Origin of the sequence: Pseudomonas putida, from assembly GCF_028682175.1 — a bacterium.
Classification (GTDB): domain Bacteria; phylum Pseudomonadota; class Gammaproteobacteria; order Pseudomonadales; family Pseudomonadaceae; genus Aquipseudomonas; species Aquipseudomonas putida_AD.
In genome coordinates this window covers 1-25,515 of record NZ_JANHKS010000035.1, presented here as the reverse complement: position 1 = coordinate 25,515, position 25,515 = coordinate 1, and the positions used below count along the sequence as shown (strand labels likewise).

The window sequence follows — 25,515 nt, the reverse complement described above, 5'->3', positions numbered from 1 at the left end:
TCAGTTCACAGCGGACGTCGCTTCGACATGTCGCGGTAATGTCACCCGAATACGGGTTCCGCGTTGTTGCTCGGGGTCAGCCGGGCTGTCGATGGTGATTTGTCCATAATGCTCTTCAACGATGGAATAGACCAGTGCGAGCCCAAGGCCTGTCCCTTCACCCGGATCCTTGGTGGTGAAGAACGGCTCGAACAAGCGGTCCATGATCGCTTTTGGAATACCGGTGCCTTCGTCTTCGACGATCAGATCCACCGTATGTTCAGACGCCTCGCTCTTGACCCGGATCGCGCTGCCGGCAGGCGAGGCGTCACGGGCGTTGGAGAGCAGGTTGATCAGCACCTGCGCCAGGCGTTGCGGGTCGCCGTCGACCCAGTGGTTCGGGTTGCACAGGTTGTAGAACTGCACTTCGAAATTGCGCCGGTTCAGGGCCAGCAGACCAATGGCATCCTGCGCCACTTCGGCCAGGCACACCGCTTCGTCGGATTGTTGATGGCCGCCGGCATGGGCGAAGCTCATCAGCGACTGCACGATGCGCGAAACACGTTTGGTCTGCTCGATGATCTGGCTACTGATTTCGGTCAGTTCGCCGTCTTCTTCACGCTCTTCGCGCAGGTTTTGCGCAAGGCAGGCGATGCCGGTGATCGGGTTGCCGATCTCGTGGGCGACGCCCGCTGCCAGCCGGCCGATGCTGGCCAGGCGCTCGGAGTGCACCAGTTTGTCTTCGAGCATCTGGGTGTCGGTCAGGTCTTCCACCAGGATCACCAAACCGCTGTTGCCCGGAGCGAGGGGCTCGTCGATGGCGGCCTTGTGCAGGTTGAGCCAGCGGGTCTGCCCGTCCAGCCCCAGGCGCTGCTTATGCAAGTGCTCGTCCGGGACGTTGATGAACCCCAGCAGCAACTGGCGCCATGGATCGGCGATGGTTTCCAGCCGAGAGCCGACCACCCGCTGGGCACCGATGCCGGTGAGTTCTTCCATGGCCTTGTTCCACATCAGGATTTCCTGATCCTTGGCCAGGGAGCAGACGCCCATCGGCAGCTCCTGCAAGGTCTGGCGGTGGTAGCGGCGCAGGGCGTCGAGTTCGGCGGCAAGCCCTGTGAGGCGCGAGTGGTAATCCTCGAGGCGGCTTTCGATGAAGTGAATGTCTTCGGTGACGTAGTTTTCGCTGCCGGATTTGTACGGCAGGAAGGTTTCCACCATGTCCTGGGCGACACTGGGGCCCATCAGGCCGGACAGGTTGGCCTCGATCCGGTCCCGCAGGCGGCGCAGGGCATAGGGCCTGCGCTCGTCGAAGGGCAGGTAGAGATCGCGTAGCGCCTGTTCGACTTCTTTCTGCGCGGCCTTGGCGCCCAAGGGCTTGGCCAGTTGGGTGGCGAACTCCTGGGGTGATACGGCGTGCAGTTCCCGACGCTGCGGGCGGCGCACGTTGTCCACCGCGCAGGCCTCGGCGGCGCTGGCTTCCTCGGCGCTGGGGTTGCTGAACAGGGAGATCAGGGTGAACACCAGCACGTTGGCCGCCAGCGAGGCGATGGCCGCCATGTGCCAACTGGTGTCGTCGAGCACGTAGATCATGTTCAGCAACGGGATGTAGAAGCCCTGGAAGTTGCCGATCAACGGCAACAGCATGCTGACCAGCCACACCACGATGCCGGCGATCAGCCCGGCCATGAAACCTCGACGGTTGGCGGCGGGCCAGTACAGCACCGACAGCACGCCCGGCAGGAATTGCAGGGTGGCGACGAAGGCGACGATGCCCAGGTTGGCCAGGTCCTGCTTGGCGCCCAGCAGCAGGTAGAAGCCGTAGCCCGCCATGATGATGGCCACGATCAGCCCGCGGCGGGTCCACTTCAGCCAGCGATAGATATTGCCTTCGGCAGGCGGCTGGTAGAGCGGCAGCACCAGATGGTTCAGCGCCATGCCGGACAACGCCAGGGTGGTCACGATAATCAGCCCGCTGGCCGCCGACAGCCCTCCGACATAGGCGAGCAGGGCCAGGGCCGGGTTATGGGCAGCGATACCGATGCCCAGCGTGAAGTATTCCGGGCTGGTGGTGGCGCCCAGTTTCAGCCCGGCCCACAGCACCAGCGGCACTGCCAGGCTCATCAACAGCAGGAACAGCGGCAAGCCCCAACTCGCACTGACCAGCGCGCGGGGGTTGAGGTTTTCGGTGAAGGTCATGTGATACATGTGCGGCATCACGATGGCCGAGGCGAAGAACACCAGCAGCAATGTGCGCCACGGACCTTCCTGTAACGGGGTATGCAGGGCGGCGAGGGCGCTCTGGTTTTGCAGCAGCCACTGTTCGAGGCTTTGCGGGCCGTCGAAGACACCGTACAGCGCATACAGGCCCACGCCGCCGATGGCCACCAGCTTGATGACCGATTCAAAGGCGATGGCAAACACCAGCCCTTCGTGTTTTTCCCGGGTGGCGATGTGGCGCGAGCCAAAGAAGATGGTGAACAGGGTAATCAGCACGCAGAACGCCAGGGCGACGTAGTTGCGCACCGGCTCTCGGGTCAGAATGCCGATGGAGTCGGCCACCGCCTGAATCTGCAGGGCCAGCAGCGGTAGCACGCCGATCAGCATGAAGATCGTCGTCAACGCCCCGGCCCAGGTGCTGCGAAAGCGGAAGGCGAACAGGTCGGCCAGCGACGACAGCTGATAGGTGCGGGTGATCTTGAGGATCGGGTAAAGCAGCACCGGCGCCAGCAGAAACGCGCCCGACACCCCGAGGTAGCTGGACAGGAAGCCATAGCCGTACTCGTAGGCCAGCCCCACCGTGCCATAGAACGCCCAGGCGCTGGCGTAAACCCCCAGCGACAGGGTGTAGGTCAGCGGGTGACGAATGATCCAGCGCGGAATCAGGCCACGCTCACTGATCCAGGCAACGCTGAACAGCGCCAGCAGGTAGGCGGCACTGACCAGAATCATCTGGGTCAGGCTAAAGCTCATCGGCATCTCGTTGGCTCTGCAGAATGAAAGTCACCACGATCAGGATCAGCCACAGCATGTAGGGCCGGTACCAGGCCCCCGTCGCGTCGATCCACCAATCCATGATGGCCGGGGAAAATAGATAAATGCCTACCACCAGGAGCAGGACCAATCGGTAGATGTACATTTGGCCTCCCAGGTTGACTGACCGACAGATGAGGAGCGGCATGGTAACGGATGGCTATCAGGCCGCAAGCGACGTTTCGGCCACCTTTCTACGGCAGTTTGGAGCAACCGCTCTAGTTCAGTCTATTCGAGCTTCTTCGATCGTGGCGACCCGCGGAATCAAATCGGCATTCCAGTGGGCGATTCCCCAGTCCAGCACTTCACGCGGGGTGGCGAACGACAGGTCCGCTGGCGCGGGCTGCCCGAGCGCACGCAGGGCCCGCATCAGTAGCGGGGTCGCCTGGTCGGCCGGCAAGGGCGGGGAGCGGTAGGTCTTGCCCAGCTTGTTGCCGTTGGGCTGGGTAATCAGCGGCACGTGCAGGTAGCGCGGTTGCGGCAGGCCCAGTAGTTCCTGTAGGTATAGCTGGCGCGGCGTGGAGTCCAGCAGGTCGGCGCCGCGCACGATGTCGGTGACCCCTTGCCAGCCATCGTCGAGGACCACCGCCAGTTGGTAGGCGTAGAAACCGTCACGGCGGCGGATCACGAAATCGCCGACATCGCGGCCCAGGTGCTGGGCGAATGAGCCCTGTACCCGGTCTTCGAAGCGGTATTCCAGTTCCGGCACGCGAATGCGGATGGCGGCGTTGTCAGGCGAATGCCCTGCGTTGCGGCAGAAGCCTGGGTAAATACCCTGGAAGTCTTCCAGTTGCTTGCGCGAACAGGTGCAGGCGTAGGCCAGGCCATGGCTGAACCAGCGGTTGATGATGTCCTGGTAGGCGTCGTGACGGTCGCTTTGTCTGACCAGTTCGCCGTCCCACTCGAAGCCGTAGGTTTCCAGGGCGTTGAGAATGGCCGCTTGCGCGCCGGGTTCTTCCCGAGGCGGATCGAGGTCTTCCATGCGCATCAGCCACTTGCCACCGACAGCCCGCGCATCCAGATAGGACGCAAGCGCCGCGACCAGAGAGCCGAAGTGCAGATAACCGCTGGGGGTTGGCGCAAAGCGCCCTATATAAGGAAGGGATTTCATGGACGCAGATGGTACTGGAAATCGGATGGCCGAAGAACCGGACGAATCATCAGACCCTGTAGGAGCGCGCTTGCCCGCGACAGCGATCTTGCGGGCACCGACCCCGGCAAGCCGGACTGCTACGGGGCCGGTGTGTGACGAAGATCTGGCTCTTGGCCGAAGGTCGCCCCCGCCGGCAAGCCGTGCTGCTACGGACTGATGTGCGACCACGATCTGGTTTCTGGCCGAAGGCTGTAGGAGCGCGCTTGCCCGCGACAGTGATCTTGTGGGCGCCATCGCCGGCAAGCCGGACTGCTACGAGGAAATCACTTGGCTCCAGAAACAACAAAAGACGCCGAAGCGTCTTTTGTCCTGAAAGAAAACACGATCATTTACCGATCTGTTTTTCCTTGATTTCAGCCAGGGTCTTGCAGTCGATGCACAGGTCGGCGGTCGGACGGGCTTCCAGGCGGCGCAGGCCGATCTCGATGCCGCAGGATTCGCACCAGCCGTACTCTTCGTCTTCGATCAATTGCAGCGTCTTGTCGATCTTCTTGATCAACTTGCGCTCACGATCACGAGCACGCAGTTCAAGGGCGAATTCCTCTTCCTGACTTGCACGGTCTGCCGGGTCAGGAAAGTTGGCCGCTTCGTCCTTCATATGATCAACGGTGCGATCAACTTCCTGCATCAAGTCCTGTTTCCACTTGTTCAGGATCTTGGTGAAGTGAGCGCGCATGGGCTTGCCCATGTATTCCTCGTCCTTCGTCGTGACGTAAGGCTCGAAACCGCTAATCGTTTGGTTGCTTTTTTGCTTTTCTTCGGTGGGCATGAACGGACAGCCTCTCACTCTTCTAAGCCATTGCGCAGGGTAAAGATCCATCGCCGACGCCTGCCGGCCCTGCGGCTGCAAGCGGGCGAACTTACCAGATCGAATCGGAGCGCGCTACTCCCGGTTGTCGAGCATGGCTCTACAACGCGCCCGTGAACTATGACCACGGCCAAAGCGCCCGGTTTTATATTATTTTGCAGTGCCATCAGTCTAGCCCCCTTGTGCAACTACACCGGTTTTTGCGGATCATCGGCAGCGCGTGAGGCCAGTCTTCTCCGATAATCCTGTAGCGGCGCAAGCGGTTGGGTAGAATCAGGCGACAGTTTTCGACACCTGCCAGTAAAAGGAAGGACCATGCCCCAGCCCTACAGTGCGCGCAGCCGCGCCATCGAACCCTTTCATGTCATGGCGCTGCTGGCCCGTGCCAATGAATTGCAGGCAGCGGGGCACGATGTCATCCATCTGGAGATCGGCGAGCCGGACTTCACCACCGCCGAACCCATCATCAAGGCCGGCCAGGCTGCACTGGCCGCGGGGAAAACCCGGTACACCGCAGCACGCGGCCTGCCTGAACTGCGCCAGGCGATTTCCGGGTTCTACGCCCAGCGCTATGGCGTGGACATCGATCCTGAGCGGATCCTGATCACCCCCGGCGGCTCCGGAGCCTTGCTGCTGGCCGCCAGTCTCCTGGTCGATCCCGGCAAGCACTGGTTGCTGGCCGATCCTGGTTACCCTTGCAACCGGCATTTCCTGCGTCTGGTGGAAGGCGCGGCGCAATTGGTGCCAGTGGGGCCCGATGTACGCTATCAACTGACGCCGGATCTGGTGGCCTGGCACTGGGACCAGGACAGCGTCGGCGCGCTGGTCGCGTCCCCTGCCAATCCGACGGGCACTCTGCTGCACCGCGACGAACTGGCCGCGTTGTCCGCTTCACTCAAGCAGCGCCACGGGCATCTGGTGGTGGACGAGATCTACCACGGGCTGACCTACGGCATGGATGCGGCCAGCGTGCTGGAAGTGGATAACGATGCGTTCGTACTAAATAGCTTTTCAAAGTATTTCGGCATGACCGGCTGGCGTCTTGGCTGGCTGGTTGCACCCCAGGCTGCTGTCGGCGATCTGGAAAAACTGGCGCAGAATCTTTACATCAGCGCGCCGAGCATGGCGCAGAGTGCGGCGCTGGCCTGCTTCGAGCCGCAGACCCTGGAAATTCTCGAACAACGCCGGGCCGAGTTCGGCAAGCGTCGAGACTTCCTGCTGCCTGCATTGCGTGAACTGGGTTTCAACATTGCGGTAGAGCCCGAAGGCGCCTTCTATCTTTATGCAGATATCAGCGCATTCGGCGGCGATGCCTTCGCGTTCTGTCGGCATTTCCTGGAAACCGAGCACGTCGCCTTCACGCCGGGCCTGGACTTCGGTCGCCATCAGGCGGGCCATCACGTGCGGTTCGCCTATACCCAGAGCCTGCCGCGCCTGCAGGAAGCAGTCGAGCGGATCGGGCGCGGGCTGCGGAGCTGGCAAGGCTGATGCGTTTTTTTCCCGAGCTCGAAGAAGCACGCCTGCTACAACGCTACAAACGCTTTCTGGCAGACATCGAAACGGCCAGTGGCGAGCGTCTGACCATCCACTGCCCCAATACCGGCTCCATGTTCAATTGCATGATGCCGGGCGGCAAGGTCTGGTTCAGCCGCTCCAACGACCCCAAGCGCAAGCTGCCCGGCACCTGGGAAATCAGCGAAACCCCGCAGGGGCGCTTTGCCTGCGTCAACACCGGGCGGGCCAATAAACTCGTTGAAGAGGCGCTGCTGGCGGGTGTCATCACCGAACTGAACGGCTTCACGGGGCTAAAGCGCGAAGTGGCCTATGGACAGGAAAACAGCCGGGTGGATTTCCGCCTGGACTACCCCGACGGCTCGCTGTTTCTTGAGGTCAAGAGCGTCACCCTGGGCTTTGACGACAGTGCCGTGGCGGCCTTTCCGGATGCCGTCACCCAGCGCGGCGCCAAACACCTGCGCGAACTGGCCGCCCTGGCTCGCGAAGGTGTGCGCGCCGTGCTGTTGTATTGCGTGAACCTCACCGGTATCGAAGGGGTGCGACCGGCCGAGGAAATAGACCCTGCCTACGCCGCCGCGCTAAGGGAGGCGGTTGCCGCAGGCGTGCAGGTCCTGGCCTATGGCGTGCAACTGACGCCCGAAGAGGTGCGGGTGGATCGTCGGCTGGACGTCCATCTGCATCAGCTCAAGCCCGCGCTGGCAGATTGATCCAGATGCCCTGGGCGTCTTCGTTCGCCGCGATCACGTTCAGGTGCTTGCCCTCGCATGGTCCGGCGATGCATTCACCGTTTTCGATGAGGAACAGCGCGCCGTGGGTTGCGCACTGGATCAGGCTGGCGCTGTCATCAAGGAACTGGTCCGGCTGCCATTCCAGAGGAACGCGGCGATGCGGGCACTGGTTTTCGTACACGTAAACCTGCCCGCCACGGCGGACTGCAAGCAGCCTTATGCCGTCGATGTCGAAGCCCCGGCTTTTACCCTCGGCCAGATCAACGCTGTTACACATGTACTTCAGTTGAAACTCCTTCGCGCTTGACGCGCAAATGCAAATAATTATCAAATTGCCCGGCTGTCGGGAGCCGCCTAGTCTGACAGCTCTGCAAACGGCGCGTCGATTCCGTCGGTCTTCGGGCCTGCCCTGTCACGACGTGAGCTGCCGTGTTCCCTCCCTTTAAAGGACTTTCCCCATGCGCTTCGTTGCTAGGCTGACTGCCATTCTGACCGGGTTTCTCATCACTCATCTGGCACTGGCCGATTCGCAGCAGCCCCAGCGCTGGGTCAGTGCCGGCGGGGCGCTGACCGAGTGGGTCGTGACCCTCGGCGGGCAATCGCATCTGGTGGGCATCGACACCACCAGCCAGCATCCGGAATCCATCAAATCCTTGCCCAGCATCGGCTATCAGCGGCAGTTGTCGTCGGAAGGCATCCTGAGCCTGCGTCCGAATGTTCTGATTGGCACCGAAGAAATGGGGCCGCCGCCGGTGCTCGCGCAACTTCGCACTGCCGGGGTGAAGGTCGAGGTGTTTTCCGCAGCCGCTGAGGTGAGCGCGCTGCAGGGCAATCTGCAAAAACTCGGCAAATTGCTCGGTGACGAAGATCAGGCGCGTCAGGTTGCCGATCAATACGTGCGCCAACTGGACAGCCAGCATGACTGGGTAGCCCGTGCACAACAGCACCAGACGGCGCCGGGCGTTCTGTTGCTGGTCAGCCATGCGGGTGCGGCGCCGATGGTCGCCGGTGCCGGGACGGTAGGGGACTGGCTGATCAAACAGGCCGGTGGCCGCAATCTGGCGACCCATAATGGTTACAAGATTTTTTCTGCCGAGGCGATGGCAGGGCTCAATCCTGAGGTGCTGGTGTTCACCGACCGCGCACAGAACGGCGCCTCGTCCCGCGATGCCTTGATGCGCGAAAACCCGCTGCTGGCCGCGACCCAGGCGGTGCGCAACAAGCGCGTGCTGGAAGTCGACCCGACGCTGCTGGTCGGCGGCCTGGGCCCGCGGCTGCCCGAGGCCATGCAGGCGCTGTCCAGGGCCTTCTACCCGGCTGACTCATCGCTCAACGCCAAGGTAACGCCAGCTCAATGAGGCTCATGCTCAAGCCACGCACCTTGTTTGTATTGCTGGCCCTGGCCTGCCTGCTGGCAGTCTGGTTGTCGCTGGCCCTTGGCCCGGTCAGCCTGCCGTTGATGGACACCCTGCGCGCCGGCTTGCGCCTGCTGGGCGTGCCGGTGTCCGGGGATGATCTGCAACAGGCCGAACTGATTCTCGGGCAGATCCGTGTGCCTCGGACCTTGCTTGGCCTTGCGGTGGGTGCCGTACTGGCGCTGTCCGGCGTGGCGATGCAGGGCCTGTTTCGTAACCCACTGGCCGATCCGGGGCTGGTCGGCGTGTCCAGCGGCGCGGCGCTGGGTGCTGCGATTGCGATTGTCACGGGTGCGTCACTGGGTGGCCTTTCCGAAGCATTCGCTCCTTATGTGTTATCGATTTTTGCCTTTGCCGGAGGCTTGACGGTGACCGGCATCGTTTATCGCCTGGGGCGTCGGGAAGGGCAGACCAGCGTTGGCATCATGCTGCTGGCCGGGGTGGCGATGACTGCGCTGGCCGGTTCGATCATCGGTTTGTTCTCCTATCTGGCTGACGACGCGGCATTGCGGACCCTGACCTTCTGGAACCTGGGCACGCTCAACGGCGCCAGTTACGCAAGGCTCTGGCCGCTGCTGCTGGTGTGCGCGGCGGTGATCGTCTGGCTGCCGAGGCGGGCCAAGGCGCTGAATGCCTTGCTGCTGGGGGAATCCGAAGCCCGTCACCTGGGGATCGAAGTCGAGCGGCTCAAGCGCGAACTGGTGGTGTGTATCGCCCTGGGCGTCGGCGCGGCAGTGGCGGCGGCGGGACTGATCGGCTTCGTCGGCCTGATCGTGCCGCACCTGGTTCGCCTGATCGTCGGCCCCGACCATCGCGTGCTGTTGCCGGCCTCGGCACTGGCGGGCGCGAGCCTGTTGCTGTTTGCCGACGTTTTCGCGCGCCTGGTGCTTGCGCCTGCCGAGCTTCCCATCGGTATTGTCACTGCATTTATCGGTGCGCCGGTTTTTCTGTTCATGCTGGTGCGGGGGCGTACGTGATGTTGAAGGTCCGGAACCTGTCGGTTCATCGCGATGGCAAGCCGGTGCTCGCCGATGTCGACCTGACCCTGCACCCCGGCCAGATGCTCGGGGTGTTGGGGCCAAATGGTGCTGGCAAGAGCACGCTGCTGGGCGCATTGTGTGGGGAGTTGAAAACCACCGGCGGGGAGGTCTGGCTCGATGAGCAGCCGCTGGCGCACTGGACGGGGCAACAACGGGCCCGGCGCCTGGCGGTGTTGCCGCAGACCTCCACATTGAGCTTCGCCTTCAGCGTGCGTGATGTGGTGGCGATGGGGCGCCTGCCTCACGACAGCGGCCAGCAGCGCGATGGCGAAATCATCGAGCAGGCGCTCAAGGCCGCCGATGCTGCTCATCTGCAGGATCGCAGTTACCTCGCGCTGTCGGGCGGTGAGCGCCAGCGGGTGCACCTGGCCAGGGTGCTGGCGCAGTTATGGCCGGGCGAGGGCGGACAGACTTTGCTGCTGGACGAACCAACGTCGATGCTTGACCCGCTGCATCAACACACGACGTTGCAGGCCGTGCGTGAATTTGCCAATCGTGGTGGCGCGGTGCTGGTGATCCTCCACGACCTCAACCTGGCGGCGCGTTATTGTGACCGCCTGATGCTGCTCCAGGCGGGTCGCCCGTATGCGCTGGGCACGCCCGAGGCGGTGCTGGTGCCCGATGCACTCAAGAGTGTCTTCGGGCTGGAGGTTCTGGTGCAGCCTCATCCGGAGCGGGGCCATCCGTTGATCATCGCGCGCTGATTGGCGCGCAAGGTGCGTGGAACAAGGAGGTCCTGTGCGTCGTTACCTGTTGCTGCTGGTGCTGTCCTTGGCGAGCGCATGCCAGTCGTCGCCAACGTTGCCACCCCTACCTTCCTGGCAGAGCCCCGAGGGGCGCGAGCATGCGGAGCTGGGTGTGATAAAGGATCTGAACAACGGGCAGGTACTGACGCCGCAGCAACTGGTCCATCGACTGGCCGGCGCCACGCGGGTGCTGGTCGGTGAGCAGCACGACAACCCCGATCATCACGCGCTGCAACTGTGGCTGCTGCAAGCCCTTGCCGACCAGCGCCCGCAAGGCAGCCTGTTGCTGGAAATGCTCACCCCGGACCAGCAAGGCCGTGTGGACTTCGCGCAGCGTGACCTTCGCCAGGGCAAGCCCCCTGCAGATTTGCCTGCGGCACTGGGCTGGCAGAAAGGCTGGGACTGGACCCTTTACGGCCCTGTGATGCGCTTCGCCCTGATGCAGCCGTATCCAATCCTTTCAGCCAACCTTTCTGCGGTGGAGGTCGGCGCGATCTACCATCAACGCCCTGTGTTGAGCGGCGTTCATTCCACCACCAAGGGCGTGCGCAATACTTTGCTTGCCCAGGTGCGCGAATCCCATTGCGGCATGTTGCCGGAAGACGCCTTGCCCGCCATGCTCGCCGTTCAACAGCAGCGCGACAGGCGCATGGCGCAGCGCCTGATGGACGCCCCCGCTCCGGCGTTGTTGTTCGCTGGCGGCTACCACGTGCGCAAGGACCTCGGCATCCCGTTGCACATGGCTGATCTGGGCAGTGACGAACACCCGGTGGTGCTCATGCTTGCTCAGGTCGGCAGTGAGGTTCAGCCGGCGAGCGCGGACTACGTCTGGTTCACCGCTGCGCTGCCCGATCAGGATTACTGCGCCCAGATGCGGCCGCCTTCGCGCTGAGCAGTTACGTTTTTTTGAAGGCAATGTCCTTAAGACCTTTCTGATAGTTGCGTAGGCGCGTTCTTTAGCGTTCCCACGGCCATCCACTGACCCTCCCGCTGGATTATCGTCGCTCCCCCCAAACGCAGGAGAGCGAAATGAAACAGCAGGATGACTTCGAAGAAGCAGTGGCGCAGACGGCAATCAGGCTGATGGAGTTGACCTCACTCAACACCGATGACACCGCAGAGCGCATCGTCGCGCTGTGTCACCGGGCACTGACGCCCCTTGGCAATGTCGCTGCGGTCTGCGTGCTGCCCAGGTTAGCCGGAGTTGCGCGGCGCACGCTCGATAGCTTGCAGGCACGGGAGGTGAAAGTCGTCGCCGCAGTGAATTTTCCCAACGGACGCGCGCCTATTTCCACTGTGGAGTCAGAAACCCATGCCGCGATGTTGATGGGGGCTGACGAAATCGATCTGGTCTATCCCTTCAATGCCCATCTGATGGGCGACAGGCTGATGGGTGCCAGGATGATCGCGGCGTGCAAGGCCAAGTGCGGCAACCGCGGGCAGTTGACGGTCTCCCTGGAAACCGGGGTGCTGGCTGATCCGCAGATCATTCACAGCGTCTGCCGGACCGCGATTGCCGAAGGGGCGTCGTTTCTCAAGCCTGGCACGGGAAGGCAGGTCGAAGGCGCGACCGCACAGGCCGTGCGCATCCTGCTCGAGGCCATTTCCGAGCGCAGTTACCTGGTGGGTATCAAGGCGCCGGGGAATGTTCGGACCCTGGAGCAGGCCAAAACCTACATAGACATGGCGTGTAACCGTTTCGGGCCGCAATGGCTCGAGCCTGGAAGAATGCGCCTGGGCACTTCAAGCCTGCTGGACGACGCCTTGATGCGCCTGGGTGTGTGCCCCTGATCGCAGTGAAAAATCGCGGGCAAAAAAAGACCCGGCAAAAAGCCGGGTCAAAAACCGTGATTAGCCTGATGAGGAGATAATCTGAGAGTCCGAACCAAGGAGCCTTTCAGGTTACCAGCCAGTCTCGCGACTGGATGTGATAATCATAGTGATTCTCATTTGTAAGTCAACAGGCAATTTCAAACTATTTTCCTGACCCGGTTTTGCTGCACTCCAGCGCCTCCACATCGAGCTTGATGAGTTGTCGATTCAGCGAATCCTTAAGCTCCGTGGACAAGTCATACCAGTGCTGGTCGAGCAAGGCGCCTTCGATGGCGTAGAGCAGCACCTTGGATGTGCGAAAGCCGCGGGTCTTGACTGCGCGGTAGGCGTGGATGGCGCCGATGCGGCGCAGGTCGGCGGCATTGTGGATGCCGGAAGCATGTAGCCATTGGGCGGATGTCTTGCCCAGATTTCTCATCGACAGCAGTTCGTCTTCCATGATGACGCCTCCTTGCAGCATGTTGCTCCGTATGTGGTGACCTCCCTGGACTTGGACAAACTGCGGGCGCAAGCCATGGAGTGAGTGTAGTTGGCTGCGAGGAGGGGTTGAGCAAGCGGAGGTGGGCAGGCGCCGGACGGTAGCTCGCGCAAGGAAAAGCCGACAGACGACGCGGCCCCGGCCTGTCCGTGCATGCAGGGCGGCGGCGCTGTGTGCGGATTGAAACCTTTGGTATGGATTGAACACGTTCCCTGTAGGAGCGCGCTTGCCCGCGATTGCGATCTGGCCGGGACGATTTTCCGCCTGACCCACCGCCATCGCGGGCAAGCGCGCTCCTACGGTACGGGGCTCTGAACCTGTTACCGGGTGCGGTAACGCAGGCGGGTGCCGAAATTGACCGACATCAGGATCTCGTCGGCGCTCAGCTCAGGCGGGAAGTAGGCGCCCGAGATCTGCGCATGGGCAATGCTCGCGCCTTCGAGGGAGGCCGTGCGGAAGTCCACGCCGCGCAGATCGGCGGAGCGGAAGTAGGCGTCGGTGAAGTCGATATCCTCAGCGTTCAGCTCCCGCAGGTCCAGGCCACGGAAATCTCCGCCGGCGAGGTCGATAGGGCCGGTTCTCGGGCGCTGGAGATTGAACGCGTTGACGTCATCTTTTCGCAGCAAGGCGAAGAGCGGCGAGTCGAGCTGCTTGGGCTGGGTCATCTTGGCGTCACCTTGTTGGAATTCTGACGCCATTATAATGCCACTACCATCGAGCCGTGAAGGGGCAAGCTTCACGTCTCGATGATTGGTTCGCCGAAGCTGTTTACAGGCCTGGCAGGCACTGGCGGATGTCAGTAACCAGCTTGTCCAGATCGCCGCTGATATTGGTTTCCACGTGACGGCTGCGCAGTGTTTCGTCTGCGGTCAGCGGCTCGCGGTTGGCCAGTTGGGCTTCGATCACTTCCATGGTGGCGTCGGAGGGGTCTTCGTTGGTGGCCTGGCGCTGGGCCAGCCAGCCCTGGATGACTGCCTTGGGCGCTGCGCAGTCGAGAATCAGAAACGGCGCGCCGGTCGCCTCGGCCACCTGCGCCGTCGCAAGGCGCTGCTCGTGCTTGAGGTAGGTGGCATCGATGACCACCGGCAGGCCTGCATGCAGGACCACTGCCGCCAGTTCGTTCAGGCGCTTGTAGGTCGCCGCGCTGACATCGGCCGCGTAGAGGTCCTTGCTGTCACCGAACAGACGCTTGCGTTCGACGTCCGAGCGCAGGCGAACGGCGCCGAGCGCCTCGACCAGGCGCATCGCAACGTGGCTTTTGCCAACGGCGGACACGCCATGGGTGATGGCCAGGAAGCTGGAAGGGATGGCGCTGTAGCTTTCGGCCAGGTTGGCGTAGTTGCGGTACTGACGCAGGGTGGCGGCGCGCTGGATGTTGTCGGTGTCCGGTTGCAGGCTGAACAGTGCGACCTTGGCACGCACCAGGGCGCGGTAGGCCTTGTAGAAATTCAGCAGTTCCAGGCCTGCGTAATCACCGGTGCGCTCCAGATACTGGCTGACCAGGCGCCGCGACAGGCTCTTGAGGCCGCGGTCTTCAAGGTCCATGGCGAGGAAGCCGAGGTCGGCGTAGACGTCGGTCATGCGGAACGGTTCGTTGAACTCGATGCAGTCGAAGATCACCACTTTGCCGTCGATCAGGGTGATGTTGCCCAGGTGGATGTCGCCGTGGCATTCGCGGATGAAACCGTCGGCCTTGCGCTGTGCCAGCAGGGGCTTGAGGCGTTCGAAGCTGGCGTTGGCCCAGGCTTCCAGGGCCTGGAGCTGGATCAGGTCAGACTTTTCGCTGAGGAATGGCAGAATCTGTTCGAAGTTCTGCGTCACCGGCGCCATCACGCTTTCTGGCGAGCCCAGCACGTTCTCGGCCAGGACCCGGGGCGCGCTCAGGTGAAACTCGGCGATTTGCCGGGCCATGTCGTCGATGTGCGCAGTGGTCAGTTCGCCCTTCGCCTGCAGGGCGCTGAGCAGGCCGTCCTGTGGGAACTGACGCATTTTCAGCACGTATTCGATGGCTTCGCCGGTGCCGCCCAATTGAGGTGCTTCGGCGGTGCCGGTGACAGGCAACACTTCAAGATACAAATTCTCGGTCAGGCGCTGATTGAGGATCAGTTCCTGCTGGCAGAAGTGCGCGCGGGACTCGAGCGTGGTGAAATCCAGGAAGCCGAAGTTCATCGGTTTCTTGATCTTGTACACAAAGGGGCCAGTGAGCAAAACCCAGGAAATATGGGTCTCGATGACCTGGAACTGCTCCACGGGATGGGGAAACAGGGCAGGGTTTTGCAGAGCTGCAATCAGTGTCTGGCTCACGGACGGTCCTTGAAAGTGACAAGTCGATATTTTGAGTGTCTAAAGGTGGCCATTATGGCCGCTCGGCGCCGCGCTGCAAACCGCTGTGAGGGTGGTCTGCCGATGACCTTGAAAGTGCGTATAATCCGCCGCCATGACTCGATCCCGTACCTCGAAAAAATCCCCCAAACCCGCCAACAGCCGCCTTCGCAGCCTGTTGGGCTGGGCCCTGAAACTCAGTCTCGTGGGGCTGGTGATCCTGGCCTGCTTCGCCGTTTACCTGGACTCCATCGTCCAGGAAAAATTTTCCGGCAAGCGCTGGACCATTCCGGCCAAGGTGTATGCGCGGCCGCTGGAGCTGTTCGTCGGCCAGAAGCTTTCGCGCGATGACTTTCTGATCGAGCTCGACGCCCTGGGCTACCGCCGCGAAAGCGTGGCCAACGGCCCCGGCGCAGCTTCGGTGAACGGCAATAACGTCGATCTGAATACACGCGGTTTTCAGTTTTATGAAGGCGCGGACCCTGCGCAGCAGATCCATGTGCGTTTCTCCGGCGACTACGTGGCCGACCTGACCGCCGCCAACGGCTCCAAGCTGGCCGTGGCGCGGCTTGAACCGCTGATGATCGGCGGCCTGTATCCGAAGAACCTCGAAGACCGCATCCTGATCAAGCTCGATCAGGCGCCGCCGTACCTGCTCGACACCTTGGTCACCGTTGAAGACCGCGACTTCTACCATCACTTCGGCGTATCGCCCAAGTCGATTGCCCGCGCCTTCTGGGTCAACGCTTCGGCGGGCCAGATGCGCCAGGGCGGTTCGACGCTGACGCAACAGCTGGTCAAGAACTTCTACCTGACCAACGAGCGCAGCCTGTCGCGCAAACTGACCGAAGCCATGATGGCGATCCTGCTGGAGATCCACTACAGCAAGCAGGAAATCCTCGAGGCGTACCTCAACGAAGTGTTCGTCGGTCAGGACGGTCAGCGTGCGGTGCACGGTTTTGGCCTGGCCAGTCAGTATTTCTTCAGCCAGCCGCTGTCGGAATTGAAGCTGCATCAAGTGGCGTTGCTGGTGGGGCTGGTCAAGGGGCCGTCCTATTACAACCCGCGTCGCAACCCGGAGCGTGCCCTTGAGCGTCGCAACCTGGTGCTCGATCTGCTGGAACAGCAGGGTGTGGCTTCGGCGGAAGCGGTGGCCGCGGCGAAGAAAATGCCACTGGGCGTTACCAAAATGGGTTCGCTGGCCGACAGCTCCTTCCCCGACTTCCTGGACCTGGTCAAACGCCAGCTGCGTCAGGACTACCGCGACGAAGACTTGACCGAAGAAGGCCTGCGCATCTTCACCAGTTTCGACCCGATCCTGCAGATGAAGTCCGAAGCAGCGGTGCGTGAAAGCTTTGCCAAGATGGCCGGTCGCAAGGGCTCAGACGAGATGGAAACGGCGATGGTCGTGACCAACCCGGAGACCGGTGAAGTGCAGGCGCTGATCGGCAGTCGTCAGGCCGGTTTCGCCGGCTTCAACCGCGCGCTGGATGCCGTGCGGCCGATCGGCTCGCTGGTCAAGCCGGCCATCTACCTGACCGCCCTGGAGCGTCCGCAGCAATATACGCTGACCAGTTGGGTGCCGGACGAGCCGTTCCAGGTCAAAGGCGCCGATGGCCAGATCTGGAAGCCGCAGAACTTCGATCACAAGGCCCACGGCAACATTTTCCTGTATCAAGGCCTGGCGCATTCCTACAACCTTTCCAGCGCCAAGCTGGGGCTGGACCTGGGCGTGCCGAATGTCTTCAAGACCCTGACCAAGCTGGGCGTGACCCGTGACTGGCCAGCGTTTCCGTCGATGTTGCTGGGTGCTGGCGCACTGACCCCGATTGAAGTGGCCACCATGTACCAGACCATTGCCAGTGGCGGGTTCAACACGCCACTGCGCGGGATCCGCAGCGTGCTGACCGCCGAGGGCGAACCGCTCAAGCGTTATCCGTTCCAGATCCAGCAGCGCTTCGATCCAGGCTCCATCTATCTGCTGCAGAACGCCATGCAGCGCGTGATGCGCGAAGGTACGGGCAAATCGGTGTACAACGTATTGCCAAGCTCCCTGAATCTGGCGGGTAAATCGGGCACCACCAACGATTCCCGTGACAGCTGGTTCGCTGGCTTCAGCCAGGACCTGCTGGCGGTTGTCTGGATGGGCCGCGACGACAACGGCAAGACGCCCTTCACTGGCGCGACCGGTTCGCTGCAGATCTGGACCAGTTTCATGAAAAAGGCCGACCCGCTGCCGCTGGACATGGCCATGCCTGACAATGTCGTGCAGGCGTGGGTCAATGCGTCAACAGGGCAGGGCTCCGATGCCAACTGCCCGAACGCCGTGCAGATGCCGTATATTCGCGGCAGTGAGCCACAACCAGGGCCACCGTGCGGCGGGCCGACAGCGCCTGCCGAGTCGGTCATGGATTGGGTCAAGGGCTGGTTGAATTAAGCGAAGAGGGTGTGAAGTGAACAAGTGGTTGATTCCGGCTTTAGCGGCTCTGGCTTTGCTCAATGGCTGCGCGACACAGACGCGCGGCAACATTCCGGTGGTGGATTCAGGTTCCCGCGTCTCCAACGGCGAGCGGGTGTCGGCCAATCGCAGCAACACCTACCGGGCGCCGGTGCAGGCCCAGACGCCTGCCCAGGCTCAGTCGATTCAGGAAGACTCCGGCGTGACGGTCATGGTGCCAGGCGGGGCCAACGCCAGCGCCGCGCCTATTTCGACCTTTACCCCGCCGATCAGTACCTCGCAGGCACCGATCAGCACCGCGCCGGTCAATCAGGCGCCGATCAACAACACCTACACGCCGCCCGCGGCAACCGGTAGCACCTACAACATGCCGTCTTCGGCGCCGACCGGCATCCCGTCGGCCTCCAGCGGCGGTCTGTCGGCCGATGAGCAACTGGATGGCCCTGTGCTGGCGCTGCTGACCACCGCTCAGCAACAGCAGAGCAGCGGCGACCTCAACGGCGCATCGTCGAGCCTGGAACGCGCACAGCGTGTGGCTCCTCGCGAACCTCAGGTGCTGTACAAACTGGCCCAGGTGCGTCTGGCCCAGGGCGATGCGCCACAGGCCGAGCAACTGGCCCGTCGCGGCCTGACCTACGCCAACGGTCGTGCCAGCCTTCAGGCAAGCCTGTGGGGGCTGATCGCCCAGGCACGGGAAAAGCAGGGTGATGCGGCCGGTGCGGCGCTGGCCCGGCAGAAGGCCAATGGATAAGCGTTTTCCACAGATCGCCGATCAACTGCTGCTGATCGAGCGTGAACTGCGCACCTTGGGCTGGTGGAAGGCTGTGCCACCCAGCGATGACGACCTGGCCAGCCGTGAACCTTTCTGCGTCGATACGCTGGATTTCGATCAGTGGCTGCAATGGATATTCCTGCCCCGGATGAAAACCATCCTGGAGCAGGATCTGGAGTTGCCCAACGCATCGGGCATTCTGGAAATGGCGCAGATGGTCTATGTCGACCGCGCCGCGCAAACTCGTCGCTTGCAGGAACTGCTGGCGCAATTCGACCGGCTGATCACCGAGTCGGTCTGAAAGTCAGTTGCACGTGTCGTCGATGGACTTCTTGACCTCGGCGATACGCGCCTGGCGCTCCTCTTCCGTGAAACGCCTGAACTCTCCGTTCACCTCTTCCCGAACCCGTGGGTTGTTCTGCAACTGCGCAAGATTGGTGCGCTGAGTCTCGCAATACTCCTTGCGCTTGGCTTCCTGCGCCGCCACTTGCCGTTTCACTTTCGCGTCAACGGCCTGCTGTGCCGAATCCTCTGAAGGTTTGGCGGGCGCGGGCGCAGGCGGCGCAACCGGCTTTTGCACGTCGATTTCCTGCGCCGATTGCCCGGCAGGCGGCTGGGCATCGAAGTGAGTGATCCCCTGAGCGTCAACCCACTTGTAGATCTGGGCGGCCTGGGTGGCGACCGAACCTGTAGCCAGCGTCAGCGTGGCGGCAAGCATCATCCAGCGCATACTGCTTCCTTAACTTCGTTTGCTGTACAGGTGCAACCTATCACAAGCATGCAGTCACGACCTCATTCGGTGCTTTTTCGTCCGGGATGGGTGAAGAAAGCGCATCGATGACTTGACTTGAGAGGGTTGAATCACAACAATCCAAAGTCCGCTGTAGAGGGACTGCCAGAAGCAGACCGTCTCGGCAGATCATGAGGCGCACACCCGCGCCGACCTGTTACACCCGCAACGCGTTACCTCGCGCTGGGTGGGAAGACCCCGAAACATTAATGGGGAGACTCCCAATACTTGCTCAGTCAGTGCTGACGTAGTCGGCGACCACCGTCGCTCATGCTCTGCTTGGCAGTAAACCTATTAGACCCGTCCCGCTTGGAGCGGACGGTTTTCTGGCGTTTTAGAGGTGGACAACGTGGAGCTTTTATCTGGCGGGGAAATGATCGTCCGCTTTTTGCGCGACGAAGGCGTCAAGTATATCTATGGGTACCCAGGTGGTGCCGCACTGCATATCTACGACGCGCTTTTCAAAGAAACGACTGTTCAACATATTCTTGTCCGTCATGAGCAGGCTGCCACCCACATGGCCGACGGCTATGCGCGTGCGACCGGCAAGGCCGGTGTCGTACTGGTGACTTCGGGTCCCGGCGCGACCAACGTCATTACCGGTATCGCTACCGCGTACATGGACTCCATTCCGATGGTCATCCTGACCGCCCAGGTCCCGAGCTTCATGGTCGGTACCGATGCGTTCCAGGAAACCGACATGATCGGGATCTCGCGTCCGATCGTGAAGCACAGCTTCATGGTCAAGCACGCATCGGAAATCCCTGAAGTCCTGAAAAAGGCCTTCTACCTGGCAGAGTCCGGCCGTCCTGGTCCGGTTGTCGTCGATATCCCGAAAGATATGACCAACCCGGCCGAAAAGTTCGAATACATCTATCCGAAGAAAGCCAAGCTGCGTTCCTACAGCCCGGCGGTCCGTGGCCACTCCGGTCAGATCCGCAAGGCCGTGGAAATGCTGCTGGCGGCCAAGCGTCCGGTCATCTACGCCGGTGGTGGCGTCATCCTGGGTCACGGTTCGGCGCAACTGACTGAACTGGCCCGCTTGCTCAACGCTCCGGTGACCAACACGCTGATGGGCCTGGGTGCCTACCCTGGCACTGATCGTCAGTTCGTCGGCATGCTGGGCATGCACGGCGCCTACACCGCCAACATGACCATGCACCACTCGGACGTGATCCTGTGCGTCGGTGCCCGTTTCGACGACCGCGTGATCAACGGCGCTTCGCGTTTCTGCCCTGGCGCCAAGATCATTCACGTCGACATCGACCCTGCGTCCATTTCCAAGACCATCAAGGCCGACGTGCCAATCGTCGGGCCTGTGGAAAGCGTGCTGACCGAAATGGTCGCGACCTTCAAGGAAATCGGCCAGACGCCTGACAAGGCGGCGGTCGCTACCTGGTGGAAGCAGATCGAAGAGTGGCGCGGCGATCGCAAGATGTACCCGTACAACGAAGGCGATGGCAGCGTCATCAAGCCTCAGACCGTGATCGAGACCCTGAGCGAAGTCACCAAGGGCGATGCCTATGTCGCCTCCGACGTCGGTCAGCACCAGATGTTCGCGGCGCAGTACTACCGTTTCGACAAACCCAACCGCTGGATCAATTCCGGTGGCCTGGGCACCATGGGCTTCGGTTTCCCGGCGGCCATGGGCGTCAAGCTGAGCTTCCCGGATGCGGACGTTGCCTGCGTGACGGGCGAAGGCAGTATCCAGATGAACATCCAGGAACTGTCGACCTGCCTGCAGCACAACCTGCCGGTGAAGATCGTACTGCTCAACAACGGCGTACTGGGCATGGTCCGTCAGTGGCAGGACATGAGCTACGGCTCGCGTCATGCCCACTCGTACATGGAATCGCTGCCTGACTTCGTCAAGCTGGCCGAAGCCTATGGTCACGTCGGCATGCGCATCACTGACCTCAAAGATCTGAAACCGATGATGGAGCAGGCCTTCGCCATGAAGGACCGCCTGGTGCTGATCGACATTCAGGTCGACGCCAGCGAGCACGTCTACCCGATGCAGATCAAAGACGGCGCGATGCGCGACATGTGGCTGAGCAAGACGGAGCGTACCTAATATGCGGCACATCATTTCCTTGTTGCTGGAAAACGAACCAGGTGCTCTTTCTCGCGTCGTCGGTCTGTTCTCGCAGCGTAACTACAACATCGAAAGCCTGACCGTGGCGCCGACCGAAGACCCGACCCTGTCGCGTCTGACGTTGACCACTGTCGGCCATGATGAGGTGATCGAGCAGATCACCAAGAACCTCAACAAGCTGGTTGAAGTGGTCAAGCTGGTCGATCTGTCGGAAAGTGCTCACATCGAGCGCGAACTGATGCTGATCAAGGTCAAGGCCACTGGCGCCCAGCGCGCCGAAATCAAGCGTACCACGGACATTTTCCGCGGCCAGATCGTTGATGTTTCCAGCAGTGTCTACACCGTGCAGCTGACAGGGACGAGCGACAAACTGGATAGCTTTATCCAGGCCATCGGCACCACCGCCATCCTGGAAACCGTACGCAGCGGCGTCACGGGCATTGCCCGCGGCGACAAAGTGCTGAGCATCTAACCTTACACATTTAGCGAATGGCCTTGCGGCCGAGATAACAGGGGAATTTCATGAAAGTTTATTACGACAAAGACTGCGACCTTTCCATCATCCAGGGCAAGAAAGTTGCCATCATCGGTTACGGCTCCCAAGGCCACGCTCAAGCGTGCAACCTGAAAGACTCCGGCGTTGATGTCACCGTTGGCCTGCGTAAAGGTTCGGCTACTGTCGCCAAGGCTGAAGCCCATGGCCTGAAAGTGACTGACGTCGCTTCCGCCGTTGCCGCTGCCGACCTGGTCATGATCCTGACCCCGGACGAGTTCCAGTCCCAGCTGTACAAGAACGAAATCGAGCCGAACATCAAGAAAGGCGCCACCCTGGCCTTCTCCCACGGCTTCGCGATTCACTATAACCAGGTCGTGCCACGCGCTGACCTGGACGTGATCATGATCGCGCCAAAAGCGCCAGGTCACACCGTACGTACCGAGTTCGTCAAAGGCGGTGGTATCCCTGACCTGATCGCTGTCTACCAGGACGCTTCGGGCAACGCCAAGAACGTCGCACTGTCCTACGCTTCGGGCGTTGGCGGCGGCCGTACCGGCATCATCGAAACCACCTTCAAGGACGAGACTGAAACCGACCTGTTCGGCGAACAGGCTGTTCTGTGCGGCGGTACCGTCGAGCTGGTCAAAGCCGGTTTCGAAACTCTGGTCGAAGCTGGCTACGCGCCAGAAATGGCCTACTTCGAGTGCCTGCACGAACTGAAGCTGATCGTTGACCTCATGTACGAAGGCGGTATCGCCAACATGAACTACTCGATCTCCAACAACGCCGAATACGGCGAGTACGTGACTGGTCCTGAAGTCATCAACGCCGAATCCCGTCAGGCCATGCGCAACGCTCTGAAGCGCATCCAGGACGGCGAATACGCGAAGATGTTCATCGCCGAAGGCGCGAGCAACTACCCATCGATGACCGCCAAGCGCCGCAACAACAAGGCTCACGGCATCGAAATCATCGGCGAGCAACTGCGCTCGATGATGCCTTGGATCGCCAAGAACAAAATCGTTGACCAAACCAAGAACTAAGCTTTTCTAAAGCGGGTTCAGGTTTACGAAAAACGCGGCCCTCGGGTCGCGTTTTTTCGTTCTGGGGGGCTCATCTGGTATAAAGCTGCATCGTTTGCCGGCGCGAAGCCGCCGCGAGCATTATCGAAAATTCCCAGCTGCAAGGTATTGTCCATGAGCGAACGTCCCGACGAGCCGAACAAGGCCTCTGACGCCGAAAGCCTGCTACCGATCGACGAACATATAGAAGAGGGCCACGACGCCGAAGGGCGCAAGGTCCGTCATCGCGGCATCTATCTGCTGCCGAACCTCTTCACCACCGCCAACCTGTTTGCCGGTTTCTACTCGATCATCAGCTCCATGAGCGCGCAAAGTGCGATGAGTGCCGGTGACCTGGTGGGTGCCAGCAAATACTTCGGGTTTGCCGCAGCCGCCATTTTCATCGCCATGGTGCTCGACGGCCTGGACGGGCGCGTGGCCCGCATGACCAATACGCAAAGCGCGTTCGGCGCCGAGTACGATTCCCTGTCCGACATGGTCGCCTTTGGTGTGGCACCTGCGTTGCTGGCCTTTGGCTGGGCCTTGGGTGGTCTGGGCAAGGTGGGCTGGATGGTCGCCTTCATCTATGTGGCAGGGGCTGCACTGCGCCTGGCCCGCTTCAATACCCAGGTGGGCACCGCTGACAAACGCTATTTCATCGGTCTGGCAAGTCCGGCTGCGGCGGGTGTGATCGCCGGCACGGTGTGGGCATTCAGTGACCACGGCATCGACGGCTCGGGTTGGGCCTTCCTGGTGGCGTTGCTGGTGGCCGCCGCTGGCATGCTGATGGTCAGCAACATCAAGTACAACAGCTTCAAGGAACTGGACCTCAAGGGGCGCGTGCCTTTCGTGGCAATCCTGGCCGTGGTGCTGGTCTTCGCCGTGGTATTCAGCGATCCGCCGCGTGTCCTGCTGCTGATCTTCCTCGGTTACGCAGCCTCGGGGCCGGTTCAGTACCTGTTGGGTCCGCGTCGTCGTAAATAGCCATACAGATTCATTTCACATGGCGCTGCGCAGCCTATAAGGTTGATTCATACACCTTGGCTGCGGAGGCGCCATGCTCATCAAGATCCCTTGCGCATCCGCTTGCAACGAGTCGGATGTCACGCCCGAATCCATCTACCTCTCACGCCGTGCGGTGCTGGGCGCCTCATTGGCCGGCCTGGCTGTCAGCGCCTTGCCTTCCTGGGCGCAGGCTGGCGATGCTTCGCAATATGACGGCGTCGAAGCCGCAGAGGCACCTGCCTGGTTCAAGGAGAAGCTGCCTTCGACCAAGTGGCAGGCGGTCACGGTCCAGAATGAGTCCATCACGCCGTTCAAGGACGCCACGCACTACAACAACTTCTATGAGTTCGGCACTGATAAGGGCGACCCTGCGCAGAACGCAGGCTCCTTGAAGACCGAGCCCTGGAGTGTGGTGATCGATGGCGAAGTGGCCAAGCCCGGCCGCTACGCGCTGGAAGACTTCATGAAGCCTTATCAGCTGGAGGAGCGGATCTACCGTTTGCGCTGCGTAGAGGCGTGGTCGATGGTCATTCCCTGGATGGGCTTCCCGATTTCCGAACTGCTCAAGCAGGTCGAGCCGACTTCCAAAGCGAAATACATTCGTTTCGAAACCCTGCAGGATCCCAAGGTCATGCCGGGACAGCGTTCCGGCTTTGCATTGATTGACTGGCCCTATGTCGAGGGGCTGCGGCTGGACGAGGCGATGAATCCTCTGGCCATCCTGGCGGTGGGCATGTACGGGCGAGCGTTGCCGAATCAGAATGGCGCGCCGCTACGCCTGGTGGTGCCGTGGAAGTACGGCTTCAAGAGCGTAAAGTCCATCGTGCGGATCAGCCTGGTCAGTGAGCAACCCAAGACCACCTGGCAGAGCATCGCGGCGAACGAGTATGGCTTTTATGCCAACGTGAACCCGACGGTGGATCACCCGCGCTGGACCCAGGCTCATGAGCGGCGCTTGCCCAGCGGCTTGTTCAGCCCGAACATCCGCCAGACTGAAATGTTCAATGGGTATGGGGAGCAGGTGGCGGCTCTCTATACGGGTATGGACCTGCGGAAAAACTATTGATGCGATATCTGTGGTGGCGCCTGGCGGTTTTCCTGGCGATCTGTGCCGTGCCGGTGGCCTGGCTGCATCAGGCGTGGATTCTCGATCTGGGGCCGGACCCTGGCAAGACGCTGGTCGACCGATTCGGCTTGGGCACGCTGGTGCTGTTACTGGTCACCCTTGCGATGACGCCGTTGCAGCGGGTGACCGGTTGGGCAGGGTGGATCGCCGTTCGCAGGCAGTTGGGGCTATGGTGCTTTGCCAGCGTGGTGGTGCACATGCTCGCCTATGGCTTCTTCATTCTGGGGTTTGACTGGGCGCAATTGGGTGTCGAACTGGTCAAGCGCCCTTACATCATTGTGGGCAGCCTGGGTTTTCTCTGTCTTCTTGTAATGGCAGCGACGTCCAATCGTTACAGTCAGCGTCGGCTGGGTGCGCGTTGGAAGAAGCTGCACAAGTTGATCTACGTGGTTCTCGGGCTCGGCTTGCTACATATGTTGTGGATTGTGCGGGCCGATCTTAAAGAGTGGGCTATCTATGCAGGGGTAGGGGCCTTTCTTCTGGCGCTTAGAATTCCAGCAATTGCTGGGCTGATCCCTCGCCGTAGAGCCCGAAAAACAGCATCTGTAACAAAAGTTTAAATAAGTGCTTGACGCGCCTCGGGAGATCTCTATAATTCGCCCCACTTCCGGCGCAGTCGGAACGGAAAACTCTTTGAATATCAACGAGTTAGACGTTCAAGATGC

General features: G+C 61.3%; 25 protein-coding genes. 16 read left to right on the top strand and 9 right to left on the bottom strand.

From position 1 onward, the window contains the following. The 4 genes from NPS29_RS21000 to dksA form a co-directional block, all read right to left on the bottom strand. Window positions 1-2,955 (bottom strand): sensor histidine kinase, encoded by a 2,955-nt coding sequence (locus tag NPS29_RS21000; protein WP_274134859.1) that lies wholly within the window; start codon window positions 2,953-2,955, stop codon window positions 1-3. Beyond that, on the bottom strand, window positions 2,939-3,115 hold the full coding sequence (locus NPS29_RS20995) for a hypothetical protein (RefSeq protein ID WP_002552060.1): 177 nt from the start codon (window positions 3,113-3,115) through the stop codon (window positions 2,939-2,941). Before NPS29_RS20995 ends, NPS29_RS21000 begins: the two co-directional genes overlap by 17 nt. Before the next feature lie 117 nt (window positions 3,116-3,232). Continuing rightward, a complete protein-coding gene (gluQRS, locus tag NPS29_RS20990) occupies window positions 3,233-4,120 on the bottom strand; it encodes a tRNA glutamyl-Q(34) synthetase GluQRS (RefSeq protein WP_274134819.1) in 888 nt (295 codons plus the stop codon). A gap of 367 nt (window positions 4,121-4,487) precedes the next feature. After that, the gene (gene dksA / locus NPS29_RS20985; RefSeq protein ID WP_274134884.1) at window positions 4,488-4,931 is read right to left on the bottom strand and encodes an RNA polymerase-binding protein DksA; all 444 of its coding nucleotides are present in this window, start codon (window positions 4,929-4,931) and stop codon (window positions 4,488-4,490) included. 354 nt (window positions 4,932-5,285) lie between these two features. Here dksA and NPS29_RS20980 point away from each other — a divergent pair, with 354 nt between their 5' ends. Further along, a complete protein-coding gene (locus NPS29_RS20980) occupies window positions 5,286-6,458 on the top strand; it encodes a pyridoxal phosphate-dependent aminotransferase (protein ID WP_274134818.1) in 1,173 nt (390 codons plus the stop codon). Then, window positions 6,458-7,192 carry a DNA/RNA nuclease SfsA gene (gene sfsA / locus NPS29_RS20975; RefSeq protein WP_274134817.1) on the top strand — a complete coding sequence of 245 codons (735 nt, stop codon included), beginning with the start codon at window positions 6,458-6,460 and terminating at the stop codon, window positions 7,190-7,192. The genes NPS29_RS20980 and sfsA overlap by 1 nt, the downstream gene beginning before the upstream one ends. Here the strand turns inward: sfsA and NPS29_RS20970 are convergent. Then, complete coding sequence (locus NPS29_RS20970) at window positions 7,170-7,490, bottom strand: Rieske (2Fe-2S) protein (RefSeq protein ID WP_425312543.1); 321 nt, start codon at window positions 7,488-7,490, stop codon at window positions 7,170-7,172. The two genes, sfsA and NPS29_RS20970, sit on opposite strands and share 23 nt — an antisense overlap. 181 nt (window positions 7,491-7,671) lie before the next feature. On the opposite strand from NPS29_RS20970, the gene NPS29_RS20965 reads away from it, so the two are divergent. From NPS29_RS20965 to deoC, 5 genes are all read left to right on the top strand, one after another. After that, window positions 7,672-8,571: a heme/hemin ABC transporter substrate-binding protein gene (locus NPS29_RS20965; protein ID WP_274134816.1), complete on the top strand. Its 900-nt coding sequence runs from the start codon at window positions 7,672-7,674 to the stop codon at window positions 8,569-8,571. Between the two features lie 50 nt (window positions 8,572-8,621). Beyond that, entirely contained in the window at window positions 8,622-9,605 is a 984-nt protein-coding gene (locus NPS29_RS20960) for a FecCD family ABC transporter permease (RefSeq protein ID WP_274134881.1), read from the top strand. Beyond that, window positions 9,605-10,372, top strand: a complete 768-nt coding sequence (locus NPS29_RS20955; protein WP_274134815.1) for a heme ABC transporter ATP-binding protein — start codon at window positions 9,605-9,607, stop codon at window positions 10,370-10,372. The genes NPS29_RS20960 and NPS29_RS20955 overlap by 1 nt, the downstream gene beginning before the upstream one ends. Before the next feature lie 34 nt (window positions 10,373-10,406). Beyond that, the gene (locus tag NPS29_RS20950; protein WP_274134814.1) at window positions 10,407-11,306 is read left to right on the top strand and encodes a ChaN family lipoprotein; all 900 of its coding nucleotides are present in this window, start codon (window positions 10,407-10,409) and stop codon (window positions 11,304-11,306) included. 137 nt (window positions 11,307-11,443) lie between these two features. Next, complete coding sequence (gene deoC, locus NPS29_RS20945; protein ID WP_274134813.1) at window positions 11,444-12,205, top strand: deoxyribose-phosphate aldolase; 762 nt, start codon at window positions 11,444-11,446, stop codon at window positions 12,203-12,205. A 184-nt stretch (window positions 12,206-12,389) separates the two neighbouring features. On the opposite strand, the gene NPS29_RS20940 is transcribed toward deoC, so the two are convergent. The 3 genes from NPS29_RS20940 to NPS29_RS20930 form a co-directional block, all read right to left on the bottom strand. Beyond that, the gene (locus NPS29_RS20940; RefSeq protein WP_274134812.1) at window positions 12,390-12,686 is read right to left on the bottom strand and encodes a TfoX/Sxy family protein; all 297 of its coding nucleotides are present in this window, start codon (window positions 12,684-12,686) and stop codon (window positions 12,390-12,392) included. A gap of 359 nt (window positions 12,687-13,045) precedes the next feature. Next, entirely contained in the window at window positions 13,046-13,390 is a 345-nt protein-coding gene (locus tag NPS29_RS20935) for a pentapeptide repeat-containing protein (RefSeq protein WP_274134811.1), read from the bottom strand. A gap of 103 nt (window positions 13,391-13,493) precedes the next feature. After that, window positions 13,494-15,029, bottom strand: coding sequence for an AAA family ATPase (locus NPS29_RS20930; protein WP_274134810.1), 1,536 nt, complete (start codon window positions 15,027-15,029; stop codon window positions 13,494-13,496). Between the two features lie 133 nt (window positions 15,030-15,162). Here NPS29_RS20930 and mrcB point away from each other — a divergent pair, with 133 nt between their 5' ends. From mrcB to NPS29_RS20915, 3 genes are read left to right on the top strand one after another with little or no spacing between them, the layout of a single operon-like run. Beyond that, entirely contained in the window at window positions 15,163-17,484 is a 2,322-nt protein-coding gene (mrcB, locus tag NPS29_RS20925; RefSeq protein ID WP_274134809.1) for a penicillin-binding protein 1B, read from the top strand. Window positions 17,485-17,500: 16 nt separating this feature from the next. Continuing rightward, window positions 17,501-18,256, top strand: coding sequence for a tetratricopeptide repeat protein (locus NPS29_RS20920; protein ID WP_274134808.1), 756 nt, complete (start codon window positions 17,501-17,503; stop codon window positions 18,254-18,256). Then, window positions 18,249-18,578, top strand: a complete 330-nt coding sequence (locus tag NPS29_RS20915; RefSeq protein ID WP_274134807.1) for a YqcC family protein — start codon at window positions 18,249-18,251, stop codon at window positions 18,576-18,578. The genes NPS29_RS20920 and NPS29_RS20915 overlap by 8 nt, the downstream gene beginning before the upstream one ends. A 3-nt stretch (window positions 18,579-18,581) precedes the next feature. On the opposite strand, the gene NPS29_RS20910 is transcribed toward NPS29_RS20915, so the two are convergent. After that, a complete protein-coding gene (locus NPS29_RS20910; protein ID WP_274134806.1) occupies window positions 18,582-19,007 on the bottom strand; it encodes a DUF4124 domain-containing protein in 426 nt (141 codons plus the stop codon). Between the two features lie 409 nt (window positions 19,008-19,416). On the opposite strand from NPS29_RS20910, the gene NPS29_RS20905 reads away from it, so the two are divergent. The 6 genes from NPS29_RS20905 to msrQ all read left to right on the top strand — a co-directional run bounded on the left by NPS29_RS20905 (window position 19,417) and on the right by msrQ (window position 25,410). Further along, on the top strand, window positions 19,417-21,141 hold the full coding sequence (locus NPS29_RS20905) for an acetolactate synthase 3 large subunit (protein WP_274134805.1): 1,725 nt from the start codon (window positions 19,417-19,419) through the stop codon (window positions 21,139-21,141). A gap of 1 nt (window position 21,142) precedes the next feature. Beyond that, window positions 21,143-21,634 carry an acetolactate synthase small subunit gene (gene ilvN, locus NPS29_RS20900; protein WP_093469284.1) on the top strand — a complete coding sequence of 164 codons (492 nt, stop codon included), beginning with the start codon at window positions 21,143-21,145 and terminating at the stop codon, window positions 21,632-21,634. Between the two features lie 50 nt (window positions 21,635-21,684). After that, complete coding sequence (gene ilvC / locus NPS29_RS20895; protein WP_062385125.1) at window positions 21,685-22,701, top strand: ketol-acid reductoisomerase; 1,017 nt, start codon at window positions 21,685-21,687, stop codon at window positions 22,699-22,701. Between the two features lie 153 nt (window positions 22,702-22,854). Then, a complete protein-coding gene (gene pssA / locus NPS29_RS20890; RefSeq protein ID WP_274134804.1) occupies window positions 22,855-23,703 on the top strand; it encodes a CDP-diacylglycerol--serine O-phosphatidyltransferase in 849 nt (282 codons plus the stop codon). A gap of 73 nt (window positions 23,704-23,776) precedes the next feature. Continuing rightward, on the top strand, window positions 23,777-24,790 hold the full coding sequence (msrP, locus tag NPS29_RS20885; protein WP_274134803.1) for a protein-methionine-sulfoxide reductase catalytic subunit MsrP: 1,014 nt from the start codon (window positions 23,777-23,779) through the stop codon (window positions 24,788-24,790). Then, complete coding sequence (gene msrQ / locus NPS29_RS20880; RefSeq protein WP_274134802.1) at window positions 24,790-25,410, top strand: protein-methionine-sulfoxide reductase heme-binding subunit MsrQ; 621 nt, start codon at window positions 24,790-24,792, stop codon at window positions 25,408-25,410. The genes msrP and msrQ overlap by 1 nt, the downstream gene beginning before the upstream one ends. Window positions 25,411-25,515: the final 105 nt, after the last annotated feature.

Coding starts and splice junctions, on each gene's coding strand:
- NPS29_RS20995 (WP_002552060.1), bottom strand. CDS start 3,115: ATGTACATCTACCGATTGGTCCTGCTCCTGGTGGTAGGCATTTATCTA.
- sfsA (WP_274134817.1), top strand. CDS start 6,458: ATGCGTTTTTTTCCCGAGCTCGAAGAAGCACGCCTGCTACAACGCTAC.
- deoC (WP_274134813.1), top strand. CDS start 11,444: ATGAAACAGCAGGATGACTTCGAAGAAGCAGTGGCGCAGACGGCAATC.
- NPS29_RS20915 (WP_274134807.1), top strand. CDS start 18,249: ATGGATAAGCGTTTTCCACAGATCGCCGATCAACTGCTGCTGATCGAG.
- NPS29_RS21000 (WP_274134859.1), bottom strand. CDS start 2,955: ATGCCGATGAGCTTTAGCCTGACCCAGATGATTCTGGTCAGTGCCGCC.
- dksA (WP_274134884.1), bottom strand. CDS start 4,931: ATGCCCACCGAAGAAAAGCAAAAAAGCAACCAAACGATTAGCGGTTTC.
- NPS29_RS20955 (WP_274134815.1), top strand. CDS start 9,605: ATGTTGAAGGTCCGGAACCTGTCGGTTCATCGCGATGGCAAGCCGGTG.
- NPS29_RS20940 (WP_274134812.1), bottom strand. CDS start 12,686: ATGGAAGACGAACTGCTGTCGATGAGAAATCTGGGCAAGACATCCGCC.
- mrcB (WP_274134809.1), top strand. CDS start 15,163: ATGACTCGATCCCGTACCTCGAAAAAATCCCCCAAACCCGCCAACAGC.
- NPS29_RS20965 (WP_274134816.1), top strand. CDS start 7,672: ATGCGCTTCGTTGCTAGGCTGACTGCCATTCTGACCGGGTTTCTCATC.
- NPS29_RS20970 (WP_425312543.1), bottom strand. CDS start 7,490: ATGTGTAACAGCGTTGATCTGGCCGAGGGTAAAAGCCGGGGCTTCGAC.
- ilvC (WP_062385125.1), top strand. CDS start 21,685: ATGAAAGTTTATTACGACAAAGACTGCGACCTTTCCATCATCCAGGGC.
- gluQRS (WP_274134819.1), bottom strand. CDS start 4,120: ATGAAATCCCTTCCTTATATAGGGCGCTTTGCGCCAACCCCCAGCGGT.
- NPS29_RS20910 (WP_274134806.1), bottom strand. CDS start 19,007: ATGCGCTGGATGATGCTTGCCGCCACGCTGACGCTGGCTACAGGTTCG.
- NPS29_RS20980 (WP_274134818.1), top strand. CDS start 5,286: ATGCCCCAGCCCTACAGTGCGCGCAGCCGCGCCATCGAACCCTTTCAT.
- msrQ (WP_274134802.1), top strand. CDS start 24,790: ATGCGATATCTGTGGTGGCGCCTGGCGGTTTTCCTGGCGATCTGTGCC.
- pssA (WP_274134804.1), top strand. CDS start 22,855: ATGAGCGAACGTCCCGACGAGCCGAACAAGGCCTCTGACGCCGAAAGC.
- ilvN (WP_093469284.1), top strand. CDS start 21,143: ATGCGGCACATCATTTCCTTGTTGCTGGAAAACGAACCAGGTGCTCTT.
- NPS29_RS20935 (WP_274134811.1), bottom strand. CDS start 13,390: ATGACCCAGCCCAAGCAGCTCGACTCGCCGCTCTTCGCCTTGCTGCGA.
- msrP (WP_274134803.1), top strand. CDS start 23,777: ATGCTCATCAAGATCCCTTGCGCATCCGCTTGCAACGAGTCGGATGTC.